The 15,726-nt window shown below is 42.7% G+C and carries 16 protein-coding genes; all 16 read right to left on the reverse strand.

Annotated features, from left to right (window positions below; all coding sequences use genetic code 11):
* Positions 1 to 3: 3 nt before the first annotated feature.
* Positions 4 to 756 (reverse strand): heme ABC transporter permease, encoded by a 753-nt coding sequence (locus OCV27_RS10685; protein WP_125320323.1) that lies wholly within the window; start codon positions 754 to 756, stop codon positions 4 to 6.
* A 106-nt stretch (positions 757 to 862) separates the two neighbouring features.
* The gene (ccmB, locus tag OCV27_RS10690) at positions 863 to 1,531 is read right to left on the reverse strand and encodes a heme exporter protein CcmB (RefSeq protein WP_125320324.1); all 669 of its coding nucleotides are present in this window, start codon (positions 1,529 to 1,531) and stop codon (positions 863 to 865) included.
* On the reverse strand, positions 1,516 to 2,154 hold the full coding sequence (gene ccmA, locus OCV27_RS10695) for a cytochrome c biogenesis heme-transporting ATPase CcmA (protein ID WP_125320325.1): 639 nt from the start codon (positions 2,152 to 2,154) through the stop codon (positions 1,516 to 1,518). The genes ccmB and ccmA overlap by 16 nt, the downstream gene beginning before the upstream one ends.
* Positions 2,155 to 2,345: 191 nt before the next feature.
* Positions 2,346 to 2,846 (reverse strand): DUF2802 domain-containing protein, encoded by a 501-nt coding sequence (locus OCV27_RS10700; protein ID WP_125320326.1) that lies wholly within the window; start codon positions 2,844 to 2,846, stop codon positions 2,346 to 2,348.
* Positions 2,846 to 3,340, reverse strand: coding sequence for a chemotaxis protein CheW (locus OCV27_RS10705; RefSeq protein ID WP_125320327.1), 495 nt, complete (start codon positions 3,338 to 3,340; stop codon positions 2,846 to 2,848). Before OCV27_RS10705 ends, OCV27_RS10700 begins: the two co-directional genes overlap by 1 nt.
* A 37-nt stretch (positions 3,341 to 3,377) precedes the next feature.
* Positions 3,378 to 4,403, reverse strand: coding sequence for a chemotaxis protein CheW (locus tag OCV27_RS10710; protein WP_125320328.1), 1,026 nt, complete (start codon positions 4,401 to 4,403; stop codon positions 3,378 to 3,380).
* The gene (locus OCV27_RS10715; protein ID WP_125320329.1) at positions 4,396 to 5,172 is read right to left on the reverse strand and encodes a ParA family protein; all 777 of its coding nucleotides are present in this window, start codon (positions 5,170 to 5,172) and stop codon (positions 4,396 to 4,398) included. The genes OCV27_RS10710 and OCV27_RS10715 overlap by 8 nt, the downstream gene beginning before the upstream one ends.
* Before the next feature lie 9 nt (positions 5,173 to 5,181).
* On the reverse strand, positions 5,182 to 6,303 hold the full coding sequence (locus OCV27_RS10720) for a protein-glutamate methylesterase/protein-glutamine glutaminase (RefSeq protein WP_125320330.1): 1,122 nt from the start codon (positions 6,301 to 6,303) through the stop codon (positions 5,182 to 5,184).
* Positions 6,304 to 6,327: 24 nt separating this feature from the next.
* Complete coding sequence (locus tag OCV27_RS10725) at positions 6,328 to 8,493, reverse strand: chemotaxis protein CheA (protein ID WP_125320331.1); 2,166 nt, start codon at positions 8,491 to 8,493, stop codon at positions 6,328 to 6,330.
* A gap of 9 nt (positions 8,494 to 8,502) precedes the next feature.
* Positions 8,503 to 9,222, reverse strand: a complete 720-nt coding sequence (locus tag OCV27_RS10730; RefSeq protein WP_125320332.1) for a protein phosphatase CheZ — start codon at positions 9,220 to 9,222, stop codon at positions 8,503 to 8,505.
* 40 nt (positions 9,223 to 9,262) lie between these two features.
* Positions 9,263 to 9,631 carry a chemotaxis response regulator CheY gene (gene cheY, locus OCV27_RS10735; protein ID WP_114786770.1) on the reverse strand — a complete coding sequence of 123 codons (369 nt, stop codon included), beginning with the start codon at positions 9,629 to 9,631 and terminating at the stop codon, positions 9,263 to 9,265.
* Positions 9,632 to 9,676: 45 nt separating this feature from the next.
* Positions 9,677 to 10,411 carry an RNA polymerase sigma factor FliA gene (locus OCV27_RS10740; protein WP_125320333.1) on the reverse strand — a complete coding sequence of 245 codons (735 nt, stop codon included), beginning with the start codon at positions 10,409 to 10,411 and terminating at the stop codon, positions 9,677 to 9,679.
* Positions 10,404 to 11,291, reverse strand: coding sequence for a MinD/ParA family protein (locus OCV27_RS10745; protein WP_125320334.1), 888 nt, complete (start codon positions 11,289 to 11,291; stop codon positions 10,404 to 10,406). Before OCV27_RS10745 ends, OCV27_RS10740 begins: the two co-directional genes overlap by 8 nt.
* Positions 11,292 to 11,304: 13 nt before the next feature.
* Positions 11,305 to 12,780 (reverse strand): flagellar biosynthesis GTPase FlhF, encoded by a 1,476-nt coding sequence (gene flhF, locus OCV27_RS10750; protein WP_125320335.1) that lies wholly within the window; start codon positions 12,778 to 12,780, stop codon positions 11,305 to 11,307.
* A 30-nt stretch (positions 12,781 to 12,810) separates the two neighbouring features.
* Entirely contained in the window at positions 12,811 to 14,904 is a 2,094-nt protein-coding gene (gene flhA, locus OCV27_RS10755) for a flagellar biosynthesis protein FlhA (RefSeq protein ID WP_125320336.1), read from the reverse strand.
* 153 nt (positions 14,905 to 15,057) lie between these two features.
* Positions 15,058 to 15,522 (reverse strand): phosphohistidine phosphatase SixA, encoded by a 465-nt coding sequence (gene sixA / locus OCV27_RS10760; protein ID WP_125320337.1) that lies wholly within the window; start codon positions 15,520 to 15,522, stop codon positions 15,058 to 15,060.
* Positions 15,523 to 15,726: the final 204 nt, after the last annotated feature.

Here is a 15,726-nt window from a genome sequence, read left to right on the forward strand (position 1 = left end):
TGTTTATTTACCTCTCTGAAGTCTCGCCTGAACAAGAGCTGTCACCCATGGACGATGGCTCTCTTTGCTTATAATTTCGTTACGCAATCGAACCACGGTCAAGGTGGCAAAGAAAAATGCGAAACCTAGAATATTGATTAACAATGGCCAGAACATATCGCTAGAAATCGAAGGTTTGGAAAATTTAGTAATGGTTGCCCCTTGGTGAAGGGTATTCCACCACTCAACCGAAAAATGAATAATAGGTAAGTTCACCACACCTACAATGGCCAAAATACCTGCCGCTTTAGCTGCCATTCTTTGATCATCGAATGCGTGGTACAGTGCTATAACTCCAAGGTACAGAAACAAGAGGATTAGTTCAGAAGTTAAACGAGCATCCCACACCCACCATGCCCCCCACATTGGCTTTCCCCAAATTGCCCCCGTCACTAATGCTATAAAGGTATAAACTGCTCCGATAGGCGCCATTGCACAGGCCGCCATATCAGATAGTTTGACTTGCCAAACTAGGCCAATAAAAGCCGCAATAGCCATTGACAAATATACGCCCATAGACCACATCGCTGAAGGAACATGTATATAGATAATTCTAAAGCTGTCACCTTGTTGGTAATCAGAGGGAGCAAAAGCTAACCCCCATACTGTACCTAGTGATAAAAGCAGTAACGACAATATCGCAAACCAAGGTAGCAACTTACCACATAACTGGTAGGCAATTTCCGACTTGGCATAAGGATGGAGCCACTTCCACATTGTTTCCTCACTTTCGCTTCAATGTTGTTTTATTGTCTATGTCAGACTGAATTTTTAATTATGTTACCGACAGGCATAAGGATGTCTTGTCCTCGATCAAAACTAATTAATTAACGCTTATTCGAAGAGCAGAACTAATAGCAAAAGGCGTCAATGTTATTGATCCCATAAAAATAGCCCCAAGAATAGCTAACTGACCTTTATACGCCATTCCCAAGGATGCGGCATCAATCGCAGACGTCGCAAATATCAATATCGGAATATACAATGGAAGGACCAGTAAACTAAGTAATACCCCCCCTTTCTGTAACCCTACAGTCAAAGCAACACCAATCGCACCAATAAAGCTTAATGTCGGCGTTCCAATGAGCAAAGTTGAAACCACTGCTAACCAAGAATTCATATCAAGAGAAAGTAATATAGCTAATAAGGGACTTATCAAAATTAAAGGTAATCCGGTCAACATCCAGTGCGCAATAACTTTAGAAATAACAACAAGCGACAGCGGCAAAGGTATTAACATCATTTGCTCTAAAGCTCCATCCTGAAAATCATCTCTAAATAGTCTTTCCAAAGATAGTAGAGCAGACAACAGAGCGGCTACCCAAACAATACCGGCAGCAATACGCGCAAGTAAGTTAGGTTCAGGTCCTATGCTTAGCGGAAATAAAGTAATGACTATGATAAAAAACCACAAAGGATTAAAAATATCTGCCTGACGTCGAAACGCTATGAGAAGCTCTCGCCGAATGATGTTATTCATTGCTGCAAGCATGGCGCGTTACCTAATGTGATTTTTTTTAATCTTGTGTGGTTGGCAAACATTTCCTGATGAGTAGTCAACAAGACAATGCCACCTTTATCAATATGACTGAGAAAAAGAGACTCCAAAACTTTGACACCCTGTTTATCAATAGCAGTTAAAGGTTCATCTAAAACCCAAAGTTTATGCTGACTTAACCACAAACGTGCAAGAGCCACCCTACGCTGCTGACCAGCAGATAGTTGTGCGACTGGCACATCTTCGCGCCCCGCCAACCCTACTTTCATCAGAGCATTATATAGGCTTACCTTATCTATCGAATGGTTAGAATGGATGTTAAAATAGAAACGTAAGTTCTCATAAGCGGTCAATTCTCGCTTTATTCCTGTTTGATGCCCTAAAAACAACAAATCTTTATGGTAAGCATCTCGGTTAGATTCAATACTTTCCCCATTCCAAAATACGTTGCCATTATCGCGATCTGCAAGCCCAGAGATAATCCGTAGTAATGTCGTTTTCCCTGTCCCGTTTCGACCTTCAACCTGTACTAAGTCACCACAGTTAAGTGTAAACGACAGTGATTCAAATAGGATTCTATTATCTCTAACAGCGGTAAGCTGGGATGCTTCTAACATGAATATTCGCTAGTTAAATTTAGTGGCACTATAGTAGCATAGCCATACTGACACTAAATAGAATTAGGTCTTAGACCATCACGAAATACGGTAATTTTATGTAAATAATCTACCATATTCCAAATAAGTGCAGATTGATTGTTTACATTTGGACACAAAAAAGGATGCGCAATGCATCCTTTAAATTATGTTCAAGATTTTCTTCTGCTTTTCCTCTGTGCCGACGAGTGGCTAGCTTGTGAGTCCGTTCCAAGAGGGGGTACTTTTTCCTTACCAGCAATTTTTTTTTGCAAAGAAAGCATTAACTCGGCTTCAGCTTTAGGTAATTCACACTCTTTGATAAGTTCGTTAACATCAGCTCCAAGTTGAACCATTTTAGAAGCTCTTGAATACAAGCGTCCATCACCATCTTCCTGTTCAAGCTCCGCGATTCTCTCGTTCAAATGCTGAATAAGATCCTGTTGCTCACTAACCCTCTGTCCTAAACCAACGACAACAGAACGCACTTCGAGTAGCTGCTTGTTAGCTTTTTGTAACTCTTTATCCAGATGACGATTCTTCTGCCGCCAGTGCTCAAACATAACACCTTGGCTCTTCTTTAATCGCAGTAAAATCACAGCAAAAAATACGACAACTACTAACGCAATGACTCCTGCAATGGCAGGAGCATTTGCAAAAAAAACTGCTTCCATTATAGATGAGCCATCTCATCCCATTCTTCGTCAGTTAGCAGCTGATTCAGATCAACAAGAATTAACAACTTACCATCACGGTTACTAACACCCTGAATAAACTTAGCACTTTCGTCAGTTCCAACACTTGGCGTCGTATCAATTTCAGAAGATTTTAAGTACACCACTTCAGCAACACTATCAACTAGAATACCTATCACTTGATGCTCGGACTCAATCACGATGATCCGTGTATTATCTGTGATTTCACCTTGCATCAAACCAAAGCGTGATCGGGTATCTATAACTGTAACTACATTACCACGCAAGTTAATGATCCCAAGAACATAATCGGGAGCACCTGGCACGGGAGCAATTTCTGTATAACGCAGCACTTCACGTACCTGCATTACATTGATACCGTAGGTTTCTTCTTCTAGTTGGAACGTCACCCACTGAAGTACTTCGTCATTTGACTGATCCCTTCTCACTTCGACTTCATTAGTTTGAGACATACCTATTCCTCTCTAAGCCAAAATCGGCATAAACGTTTTATTTGTCCAAGGCTTTTACATCAAGTCCTGCATTAAGCATAGCTACCAATGCTTCAACATGGATCAAAGCACACATTTTTTCTTTGACCATCCCCGCAAGCCAAGGACGTTTTCCTGCGGTTTTCCGCCAGCGTACCTTCTCTGGGTTGATTGATTCCGTCCCCTTTAGCTGAGTTGAAGCTAATCCCCACATACTTTCATCCAACATAACAATATATTGGTACTCATCTTTATATGTATCATCATCCAATTTCTCAGCCATAACCCATTTTGCCGTATCTACCACATCAAGCTGTGCATCTCGACCAGTCTGCAGCCCCAAATACCAATCAGGGCGGCCAATAAGGTGGTTAAGTTCCGCAATACGGTGAATACCACCTAACTCATCAAGAGGAACCGCAAAAGTCACACTATTTACTTCAAAATATAGAACCTGAAACTCTTGATCACGTATGGTGGAGTGCCAAATATCTGATTCACTACCACCTGACTGAATTTCTGGTTCTAGCGAAACCTCTTCAGCAACTTCAACTTCAACTTCAGGTTGTTCTAGCTTGGCACTGATCTCTGGTTGAGCAATTTCTTCCACTACAGCTTCAGATTGAGATTCAGTAGCTGCATCTTCTATCTCTGGTGCTGAATCTTCATCAGGCGGCCAGTCCTGAACCTCTTCAACAGCAGTGTTCGTTTCTGATATTTGAGAGGTATTTTGCTCCATCACCTCTTCAAGCTGAAGATCTGCAACTGGGTTAGTCGACTCTAATTGTTCTAGCAGTCGCTCAACATCGTCTAAATTCGGTAATTCGACTTCAATTGCGGGCGGTGCATAGCTAGTTTCTTCCTCTGTCATCTGAGCGGCAGGCTCGAGTGCTGACATTGCTACATCAGATTCTAGATCTAATGTTGGATCCTGATTATTATCAGGAGAGTCTAGTTTATCATCGACTTCTAATGACTCATCTAACAGCGCAGAAAAATACTCTTCCAACGCTTGTTCACTCGAGATCAACGTATTACTACTCATTCACAGCCAACCTTTCTAAATAAATTAATAGCTGTTTATATGCGAAAACTCCACGACTCCCTGAAGCAAAATGTGAAACCGGTAGATGCTTTAAACTAGCATCTCTAAATTTGGTATCAATTGGTACTGCAGAGGTCCATACCTGCTCTGGATAATCTTTCTTTAACTTTTGTAATGTTTGCAACGACGCGTTGGTCCGTTTGTCGTACATAGTCGGGACAATAGTGACATTAAATGGGTTATTACGTGATTTTTGCATTATGGCTAAAGTTCGCACCATTCGTTCCAGACCTTTCATTGCCAAAAATTCGGTTTGCACTGGTATCAAGATACGATTACTCGCAGCCAATGCATTAACCATCATCACACCGAGTATAGGAGGACAATCAATCAAAACATAATCATAGTGTTGATCAATCGCCATCAATGCTCGTTTAAGTATTAATCCCATACCACTACGGTTACCCATAACCCTGTCTAACGTAGCAAGTGACATATGTGCAGGGATAATATCGATACCTTCTACATCTGACTTCATCACCAAAGGCAAAACACTTTCTTCGCTAAAGTCCTTTAACTGAAAAAGATCAAATAGGCTTGAATTTACGCCGTCAGGGTCATAACCCAAATAAGTTGTTAGAGATGCATGAGGGTCAGTATCAACCAACAAAACCCTTTTGCTTTGCTTGCTTAACAAACCCGCAAGGGTGATAGTCGTTGTTGTTTTGCCAACACCACCTTTTTGGTTTGCAATACTCCAAACAATCATCCGTTACCCCTAGGACAAACCTACTTCAACTAGCATTCGTTCTGCTATACGATCCAATGGTAAATCTTCAGTCGACAAACCTGCTTTAGCAACCGCTTGTGGCATGCCATACACCACACAACTGTTCTCATCTTGTGCCCAAATAGTTGCACCCGCACTTTTCAGCATACGAGCACCTTCTCGTCCATCAGCACCCATCCCGGTCAATACCATTGATAGAACTTGCTCCGAATAAATTTTAGCAGCACTACCAAAAGTTACGTCAACACAAGGTTTGTAGTTCATCCGTTCACCACCATCAATGACGCGTAATTTGGCAGAGCCCGGACGACCATCAATCATCATTTGCTTTCCACCAGGAGCAAGATATGCCACTCCTGGTTTAAGTGAATCACCATCTTCAGCTTCTTTCACTTGAATTTTACACAAAGAATTCAGACGGCTTGCAAAAGCAGCTGTGAATGTAGCTGGCATATGTTGGATGAGTAAAATAGGGTGAGGATAATTAGCTGGCAACTGAGTCAAAATTTTTTGTAGTGCGACAGGGCCACCAGTTGAGGTGCCAATGGCCGTAAGTTGATATCTCTTACCCGAAGACTTAAATCGCCCAATAGAAGATTTTGCCGAAGCGGTTGCTGCTTTAGATGTTTTTTGCGTAGTTGAAGAGGCTGTGGGAGATTTCGCTGTACCCGAAGTTGAAGCTGGTTTGCTGGCAGGACGGCGCATAAAGGTACGGCGTGAAGCAATTTCAATTACACGTTGTTGCAACAATGAAACCGCATCATCACGGTTACGTGCTATATCCTCAAACTTTTTGGGTAGAAAGTCCAAAGCACCTGCATCGAGAGCATCCAGTGTTGCTTTTGCTCCATCGTGCGTTAACGACGAAAACATCAAAATAGGAACTGGACTTTTAGCCATAATTTCACGAACTGCTGTGATACCGTCCATCACAGGCATCTCTATGTCCATTGTAATCACGTCCGGTTTCAATCGTAGGGCTTTGTCTACTGCTTCTTTACCATTGGTCGCCACATCCATTACCTCTAAACGAGGTTCAGCGTTAATTATCTCACTGACTCGGCGACGAAAAAAACTCGAATCATCAACTACTAAAACTTTAATCGCCATAGTTATCCTTTATTATTCTACGACTTAGATTCGAGAAGCAGCCGCATACTGCTTAAGCAAATCTGAAACATCCAGAATCAAAGCAATATGCCCATCACTGGTGATTGTCGCACCCGCCATCCCCGGCGTTCCCTGAAGCATACTATCAAGAGGCTTGATCACCACTTCTTCTTGTCCGATGAGGGTATCGACTACAAACCCAACTCTCTGGCTCCCAATCTGTACAATTACTACATGCCCATGTCCCTTGCGCAATTCCAAGTCAGCTGACTTCGGAGCTAGCCAATTTTGTAAGTAAAACAATGGAATTGATTTTTCTCGGACAATAATAGTTAACTGACCATCAACTACATTGGTACGACTGAGGTCCAAATGGAAAATCTCATTAACACTCCCCAGAGGAAGAGCAAATGGATGCCCCGCAACTCCCACCATCAAGGTTGGTAAAATAGCCAGAGTCAAAGGCACTTTAATCGTAATTTTGGTTCCTTTACCCAATTCGGAATCAATATCAATAGAACCATTCAACCCATTTATTGCGGTTTTCACCACATCCATACCCACACCACGTCCTGAAATATCAGATATTTGTTCTTTACTAGAAAATCCGGGCATAAATATTAGGTTGAAACATTCTTTGTTGTTTAGACGTGACGCTGCATCTTCATCCATCATCCCACGGTCAACGGCAATTCCCCTTAATTTCTCTGGGTCCATACCGCCTCCGTCATCGACAATAGCTAACTCAATATGATCACCTTCCTGAGAAGCAGAAAGAATCACTTTACCTTGCTGAGATTTGCCTGCTTTTACACGATCTGCAGGCATTTCTATACCGTGGTCTAGCGAGTTACGAACCAAGTGAATGAGAGGGTCGGCTAGTGCTTCAACGAGGTTTTTATCCAAATCGGTTTCTTCACCACGCATCTCTAGGTTGATGTCTTTTTCTAGAGTTCGTGCAATATCTCTTACCACACGAGGGAATCGACCAAACACTTTTTTGATCGGTTGCATTCGCGTTTTCATTACCGCGCCCTGAAGGTCGGCAGTAACCACATCAAGGTTAGAAACAGCTTTTGCCATCTCTTCATCGTTACTATTTAAGCCTAAACTTAACAACCGGTTACGAACGAGCACCAGCTCACCAACCATATTCATAATAACATCAAGTGTTGATGTATCGACACGAACCGTAGCTTCAGCCTGAGGCTTTTTACTTTGCGCAGGAGGTGCTGCTTCTTTTTTTGCAGGTGGCGCCGCTTTTTCAGCAGGTTTAGGTGGAGGCGGTGCAGGTTGCTCGGCCTTAGGTTCGGGCGGAGGTGTTGCTTCTTTGGGCGCTTCTGCGTTATCTACTGGCGCTTCAAGAGGACCTTTACCTGAACCATGAAGATCGTCAAGCAATTTATCGAAGTCGTCGTCCGTCATTAAGCCATCATCACCACCTTGAGGTGCTGCACTGGCTTTATTCTCAGCCTCATTATCCGCCTCAACTGGGCTTTTTCCTGAGCCATGGAGGTCGTCTAACAACTTCTCGAATTCATCATCAGTAATATCACCACTCGCGTCACCTGCGGGCTCTGAAGCTCCACCTGCAGGTTCTGAGGCAGCAATTGGAGAACCGCCCTCACCATGGAGTTCATCGAGTAACTTATCAAAATCATCTTGAGTTATTTCATCGATAGAGCCACCAGAATCACCATCACTACTTGGTGCTGCAGGCTCTTCTGGAGCACTGGCTTCAGGTTCTGGCTCAGCAGCTTCTGCTGGAGCACTGGCTTCAGGTTCAGCCTCATCCGCTGATTGAGGGCTACTTAGACGATGCAGTTCATCCAACAGCGCTTGCTCAGCTTTAGGTAACGGCTCTTGGTCTTGTACCGCCTGGAACTGCCGATTAACCGTATCCAATGCTGTTAGCATAGTATCCATTAGACTTGAGGAAACATCACGTTGTCCGTTACGCAAAATATCGAACACATTTTCAGCACCATGACAAGTATCGACCAGCTCGGTAAGAGATAGAAAGCCAGCCCCACCTTTAACAGTATGAAAACCACGGAAAATGGCATTGAGCAATTCTTTGTCTTCAGGGTTATTTTCAAGTTCTACCAGCTGCTCTGAAAGAAGCTCAAGAATTTCCCCTGCTTCAACCAAAAAGTCCTGTAGAATATCTTCGTCTAATTCAAAACTCATAAATTACCTCTAAAACCCAAGACTCGAGAGTAAGTCGTCAACTTCATCTTGTGATGCCACTGCGTCTTCCCTTTCATGAGCATTGAGTATTGGCCCCTCTGGATCTATCGATGATTTATTTTTATTTTGTTCGGCTTCTTCAAGTTTACTAGCACCAAATGCGGTCAAAATTTCCACAAGCCGGCCTTCAACCTCATTGACCAGAGTGATAACTCTACTGATAATCTGACCAGTTAAATCTTGAAAATCCTGAGCCATAAGAATCTCTGTCAATTGACCTCTTAGCTCAGAACTGTCTCCTTCAACTTCACCAAGTAGCTTATCAATACGATGGCAAAGAGCCTTAAATTCTGCAAGCTCAATGCGGCCATGCATTAACTCATTCCATTTAGGTCGAACTTTCAGTAAGCCCTCATGCAAGTTATCTGCAATCGGCATACATCGGTCGACCGCATCCATCGTTTTATTTGCCGCGGTTTCAGTTTTATCAATAACATACTGAAGCCTGTCCTTAGCATCAGGAATCTCCGCATTCGCAATAGCATTGATACGGTCATCAACACTGAAATGCTTGATAGACTCGTGCAAATCACGAGTTAACTCACCAATCTCCTGAAAAACGGGACTTGGTGTCGCTTCTTGTAAGCTCCTAATAAGTTGGTCAGCTTCTTCTTGCTGCTCACTTTCTAGTAACTCTACGAGGTTCTTTGCCTGCTCTAATGAAATCATTTTGAATTAGCCTTTCGCGTCCCTGCGTCAATTTCTTGACTTATAAACGTTCGAAGATTTTGTCTAATTTTTCTTTCAACGTTGCAGCAGTGAACGGTTTAACTATGTATCCGTTAACACCTGCTTGCGCTGCTTCAACAATCTGCTCACGCTTCGCTTCTGCTGTGATCATCAGTACAGGTAAATGTTTGAGCTCATCATCGGCGCGAATATGCTTTAGAAGGTCGATGCCCTGCATACCAGGCATGTTCCAATCTGTCACAACAAATTCGAAATCACCTTTTTTGAGCATTGGTAGCGCCGTTAAGCCATCATCAGCTTCTTGGGTATTATTAAAACCCAAGTCACGAAGTAAGTTCTTAACGATACGGCGCATTGTTGAAAAGTCATCAACAATAAGGATCTTCATATCTTTTTTCAAAATTGCCTCCACTGAGTTCGATATCAGTGATTTCTAGTTATCGTTTGTCCAAACACTTAGCTTAGTGCGAAGACGTTGCATTGATTGGCTTAGTATCTGGCTGACACGTGACTCGCTAACACCAATTACTTCGCCGATTTCCTTCAAGTTTAACTCCTCATCGTAATAAAGCGAAAGTACAAGAGTTTCTCTTTCTGGAAGTGATTTAATTGATTCTATCAGAGCAGTACGAAAATACTCATCTGCAACCCCTTGAAATGGGATATTTTCTTCATCTGAATCTTCATGAGAAATCGCATCCTCCGATACTCCTAAATCGTCAATACCAATCAGACGAGAACAATTAATATCCGCCAAGGCACTGTGGTATTGCTCTAGAGTCATCTCCATTTTATTGGCAACTTCGGCATCGGTAGGATCCCGACTAAGCTCGCCTTCTAATTTTGAAATCGCTTGGCTGATTTCCCTACTGTTCTTGTGCACTGAACGAGGGACCCAATCTCCACGACGTATATCATCAAGCATAGCACCCCGAATGCGAATACCAGCATAGGTTTCAAAACTTGCCCCTTTGCTACCATCATAATTTTTTTGAGCTTCTAGCAGTCCTATCATCCCAGCTTGGATAAGATCCTCAACTTGAACACTCGGGGGTAGCCGTCCGATTAAATGGTGTGCAATGCGTTTAACCAGCACCGAGTATTTTTCTAAAAATACTCGCCGACTGTCTTGATTTGCGTATTGGTCATAGGTCAATGCCTTATTCACCAAATGGTTCCTCTAACATCTCTGTTCTATGAAGTAAGCGTTCTACAAAAAACTCCAGATGTCCACTCGGTGTTTTAGGAATTGGCCAAGTTAATGCCTTATTTGCTAAAGATCCAAGAGCTAATGATGCAGGTGAACGAGGAAATGCGTCCACAACAATCTTTTGTTTTTTAACGGCTTGTCGAACTTTATCATCTAATGGGATACATGCTACGAGTTCGATACCAACATTCAAGAATCTCTCTGTGACCAAGGTCAATTTTGCGAACAATTCTCTTCCCTCACGATAACTTCTAACCATATTAGCGACAATTTTAAATCTTTGAACCTGATGTTCTTTACTTAAAAGCTTGATCAGAGCATATGCATCAGTGATGGATGTAGGTTCATCACAAACGACAACGACGACATCCTGAGCAGCGCGAGAAAAACTCACCACCATATCCGAAATCCCAGCAGCAGTATCAATGAGCAATACATCCATCTCATCTTCTAAGCTACCGAAGGCGCGAATTAGGCCTACATGCTGTGCATGAGATAATTCAGTCATTGCTTGTGTACCTGATGTTGCCGGAATTATCTTTATCCCATACGGTCCTTCAACAATAGCATCTTTGAGTTCACATTCACCCGCGAGTACATGGCCAAGATTTTTTTTTGACCGTATTCCAAGCATAACATCTACATTTGCTAAGCCAAGGTCGGCATCTAGCACCATGACCTTTTTTCCCTGACGGGCCATACATATCGCTAGCCCCAAGGTTACATTGGACTTTCCGACTCCACCTTTACCACCCGTTACCGTAATAACTTTGGTCAGAGAAGGCTGCGTTAAGCGACGTAGCCCGCTTGCTTGGTCTTGTATCATATTCTTCGTCATAATCGTCCGCCGCCTAGAACCTTTCTGCTTCACTATTCCAATAGTGAGGTTCGTTATCTGTCGACTTCTCTAACAATTCATTTGCCTTAGCTACCATATATTTAGGTTGCGCTATCACAATGTCTTCTGGAACTCTTTGTCCATTCGCGATATAAGCAACTGGCAGAGAATTTTGTACTACTACACTAACAAATTCGCCTAGACTTAAAGACTCATCTAATTTAGTAAGAATACACCCTGACAAAGGTATTCTTTGAAAATGATCGATAGTCTCTTGCAATACCTTCCTTTGAGCTGTTGCTGGTAATACTAGATAGCTATGAATAACTTCACCGCTTTCGTGCATTAATGTATCCAACTGCTCAGACAGACGAACATCTCTCTGCCCCATACCTGCAGTATCAACAAGAATTAAACGACGATTCCTTAACTGGTAAATTACATCGGCTAACTCTTTGGAATCTTTAGCAACTTTTACAGCACATCCCATAATACGCCCATAAATTGCCAGTTGCTCATGAGCCCCGATACGGTAAGTATCTGTTGTAACCAAAGCGACATTGTCAGAGCCATATTCCATCGCCGCTCTTGCCGCAAGCTTGGCGACCGTGGTCGTTTTTCCAACACCTGTAGGTCCGAGTAAAGCAACCACACCTCCACGTTTGAGGATATCTTGTTTGGAAATTGGAACTTGGTCTGAAACTAGACCCAATAACGCTTTCCATGCTTTAGTTGGAGGTGTATCTTCTGGAATGTAACAAGCGAGTTGATCGGCAAGATCTGCAGACACTCCCATACGTTCCAAACGCTTTATAAGCATTGCTCTTAGCGGCTCACGACGCTCAACTTCCTGCCACATGAGCCCCGAGACCTGATGCTCTAACAGTCGACGAATTGATGTCATCTCTTCGCGCATTTCTTCTAAATCTTCACCACTCGCAGCAGACTCATCAAGCTGATTACGTTCATAACGAGTTGGGTCCAAACGTGGTTGATGTTCCCCACCTTTGTCCTGTGCGATCAGTCTAGCAAGAGGCGAATCTTCCCGAAGTTGTACCCCGTTGACTTCTTTACGTAGGCTCGACTGCCGTTTAAGTAATGATGATAATGAGTCAGCATTTGATGGCTCATTATCATTCCCACCAGCGGTAGTATTGCTGTATTGTTTGAGCATGTGCGCAAAACGCTTAGTCATTGAGCCATTGTCAGCTTTGGCTTGTAAGCTGACTTTGTCTTCGTCTAGCGTACGCTGTTTACTATTAACACTACTTTTAGTAGTCGAAGCCGCTTGAGTGTTATTGTGCTGAGGTTGAGAGGTTTGTTTAGCGGCCGAGCGTGCAGCAGCTGTTTCGTTATCGACCGCTGCCACAATCTCTATGCCGCCAGCGACTTTTTTATTCGACATGATTACTGCATCATCGCCCAGCTGACTTTTTACTTGTAGCAAAGCGGTGCGCATGTCCTTGGCAAAAAATCGTTTAATCTTCAAAATCAATATCCATCTTTTCGCATTTAGCCATTAGTTACCAACAGCTTGAACAATGCGTATTTGTTTCTCGTCTGGAATCTCCTGATAGGAGAGTACCCGTAGTGATGGAATTGTGTTCTTCACAAACTTCGCGAGTGTAGAACGCAATACACCTGAGGTGAGAAGTACCGCTGGTTCTCCTTTCAACTCTTGCTCTTGAGTAGCTTGAGTTAATGAAGATTGCAGTCGCTCTGCTAAACCAGGCTCGATTCCCGCAGACTCTCCTCCAGACGCCTGCATTGTCTGGTGCAATATCTGTTCCAACTCAGGAATCAAAGTAATCACTGGCAACTCAGGCTCTATCCCGTTGATTTCTTGAACAATTAATCGTTTCAAAGAAATTCGAACTGCTGCGGTTAAGATGTCAGGTTCTTGACTCTTACTCGAATATTCAGCCAATGTCTGAACTATGGTCCGGATATCTCTGATAGGTACAGCTTCGTTGAGTAGATTTTGCAGCACCTTAACCACAGCGCCAAGCTGTAATTGATCAGGTACAAAAGTCTCAACTAATTTCGGAGTGCTGCGCCCAAGCATTTCAAGTAGGTTTTGCACTTCCTCATGACCAATTAGATGAGAAGCATTATTAGTAAGGAGCTGGCTTAAATGCGTAGCCAAAACCGTTGAAGAGTCAACCACTGTATAACCAAGAGCTTGCGCATGTTCACGCTGTTCATCTTTTATCCATGTCGCTTCTAGACCGAATGCTGGATCAATGGTGGGCTCACCTTCCACCATTCCATATACTTGGCCTGGGTTAATCGCCAACTCCATATCTGGCCGAATTTCCGCCTCACCTACCGCCACTCCCATCAGGGTAATACGATAACTATTAGGGCTTAGCTCAAGATTATCACGTATATGCACTGCAGGAATAAGAAATCCAAAGTCTTGGGAAAGTTTTTTTCGGACTCCTTTAACCCGCTCGAGCAACTCTCCCCCTTGCTCTCTATCAACCAATGGAATAAGACGATAACCAACCTCAAGCCCAATAATATCAACTGGTTGAACATCATCCCACGATAATTCTTTTGGTGTTGGCGCTTCTTTATCTTTTGTCGCTGGAAGCTTGGCATTTTCAGCACTTTTCTTTTGCTTTCGATGAATCCAATAAGCAGATCCTCCTGCTAAAGCAGCAAGAAGTAAGAAAGAGAAATGAGGCATACCAGGAACTAATCCCATTACTCCTAGGATACCTGCCGTAATCATCAGTGCTTTCGGGTTATCAAACAATTGGAAAACAACCTGCTGACCCATATCCTCATCGGTATTTTGACGGGTCACCATAATTGCCGCACCAATTGATAATAAAAGTGACGGAATTTGTGCGACAAGGCCATCACCAATGGTCAGTAAGGTGTAGATCTGAATAGCCTCTCTGAAAGCTAAATCATACTGAACCATTCCAATTGATAGACCACCAATAATATTAATAAATAGTATCAAAATACCGGCAATTGCATCTCCTTTAACAAACTTCGATGCACCGTCCATCGATCCATAAAAGTCAGCTTCTTTTGTCACTTCTTGGCGTCGAGTGCGCGCCTGATCCTGATCAACCAAGCCTGCATTGAGATCAGCATCTATAGCCATTTGTTTGCCTGGCAGAGCGTCTAATGTAAATCGAGCACTAACTTCAGAAATACGCCCCGCACCTTTAGTTACTACCATAAAGTTAATGATCATCAGGATCAGAAATACAACCAAACCGACTGCGTAGTTACCACCTATAACCACGCTGCCAAATGCCTCTATGACACTGCCCGCAGCACTTGTTCCTTCGTGACCATAGAGTAATACCACTCGTGTAGATGCAACATTCAACGCCAAACGTAAAAGAGTCGCAATTAGAAGTACAGTAGGAAAAGCTGCAAAATCCAGCGGCCTACGCGTATAAACGGTGACCAATAAAACCACCATTGCGAGAGCAATATTAAACGTAAAAAATAAGTCCAGTATAAAGGGAGGTATCGGCAGAACAACCATCGCCAATGTAGCCAATACCATAATGGGAGCACCTATCGCAGGCATCGCTCTTTGGGGTATTGAGGGTAATTTATCGGCAAATGGCAATGTAAATTTCATAGCGACAGAAAATATTATTCAACCTGAATTAAAGGACTTAGGTGAAGATGCAAATTTCAGTCCATATAAAATGTCAATTTTATGGCTAACACTTTAAGGCGACTAAGAAACAAATTATTTAATGACCAAGCATAAATTATAACTTAAATAAATCTATGGATGGATGTGGAAAGCCAGCTCACCACGACGATTATTAACATCATAATTAATGCATGCTATTCCAGATGTTGGGAACATGGGAGGTACTATATTTGGCACAAACTCAGCTGTCAGATATCCCACTAAAGGCAGGTGAGAAATCAATAGAATAGATTTTGGACGTTCAACTTCAGCAATAGCTGCAATGTAATCTCCAACATGGGCCGCATCTCCATATGGAGTAATATCGTCACAGGTTTTAATCTGTTTAGCATTCAAGCGGGGAGAAATAGCCTGCCAAGTCTGCTGAGCTCTTAAATAAGGACTGACAAATACCATATCCAGATGACTATAGCCTTTCTCTACACAAAGATGAGCAGCTTGGATCGAATCACTTCGGCCTTTATACGTCAATGCACGCTCCGCATCTGTGAGTGCATGGTGCTCAGCTTCTCCATGACGCATAATAAATATTTTCATTGCTTATTCCTAAAACTATGATTCTTTTAATAAAACGAGTGTATTGGCGATAGTGCCACATATGTCTCATATGACCGATAATTATATCAAGCGCACACCTTAAGACTTAGACTTTCGTAACATTCTTGATGTATAGATTAAGAAATTGTGTATGCTTATATTTGTCAGGAATAAAATTCACATTTACTTCAATCCTGCCAAAAG

The sequence above is a fragment of the Vibrio pectenicida genome (assembly GCA_024347015.1).
GTDB classification, from domain to species: Bacteria; Pseudomonadota; Gammaproteobacteria; order Enterobacterales; family Vibrionaceae; genus Vibrio; species Vibrio pectenicida.

Coding starts and splice junctions, on each gene's coding strand:
- OCV27_RS10685 (WP_125320323.1), bottom strand. CDS start 756: ATGTGGAAGTGGCTCCATCCTTATGCCAAGTCGGAAATTGCCTACCAG.
- ccmB (WP_125320324.1), bottom strand. CDS start 1,531: ATGCTTGCAGCAATGAATAACATCATTCGGCGAGAGCTTCTCATAGCG.
- ccmA (WP_125320325.1), bottom strand. CDS start 2,154: ATGTTAGAAGCATCCCAGCTTACCGCTGTTAGAGATAATAGAATCCTA.
- OCV27_RS10700 (WP_125320326.1), bottom strand. CDS start 2,846: ATGGAAGCAGTTTTTTTTGCAAATGCTCCTGCCATTGCAGGAGTCATT.
- OCV27_RS10705 (WP_125320327.1), bottom strand. CDS start 3,340: ATGTCTCAAACTAATGAAGTCGAAGTGAGAAGGGATCAGTCAAATGAC.
- OCV27_RS10710 (WP_125320328.1), bottom strand. CDS start 4,403: ATGAGTAGTAATACGTTGATCTCGAGTGAACAAGCGTTGGAAGAGTAT.
- OCV27_RS10715 (WP_125320329.1), bottom strand. CDS start 5,172: ATGATTGTTTGGAGTATTGCAAACCAAAAAGGTGGTGTTGGCAAAACA.
- OCV27_RS10720 (WP_125320330.1), bottom strand. CDS start 6,303: ATGGCGATTAAAGTTTTAGTAGTTGATGATTCGAGTTTTTTTCGTCGC.
- OCV27_RS10725 (WP_125320331.1), bottom strand. CDS start 8,493: ATGAGTTTTGAATTAGACGAAGATATTCTACAGGACTTTTTGGTTGAA.
- OCV27_RS10730 (WP_125320332.1), bottom strand. CDS start 9,222: ATGATTTCATTAGAGCAGGCAAAGAACCTCGTAGAGTTACTAGAAAGT.
- cheY (WP_114786770.1), bottom strand. CDS start 9,631: ATGAAGATCCTTATTGTTGATGACTTTTCAACAATGCGCCGTATCGTT.
- OCV27_RS10745 (WP_125320334.1), bottom strand. CDS start 11,291: ATGACGAAGAATATGATACAAGACCAAGCAAGCGGGCTACGTCGCTTA.
- flhA (WP_125320336.1), bottom strand. CDS start 14,904: ATGAAATTTACATTGCCATTTGCCGATAAATTACCCTCAATACCCCAA.
- sixA (WP_125320337.1), bottom strand. CDS start 15,522: ATGAAAATATTTATTATGCGTCATGGAGAAGCTGAGCACCATGCACTC.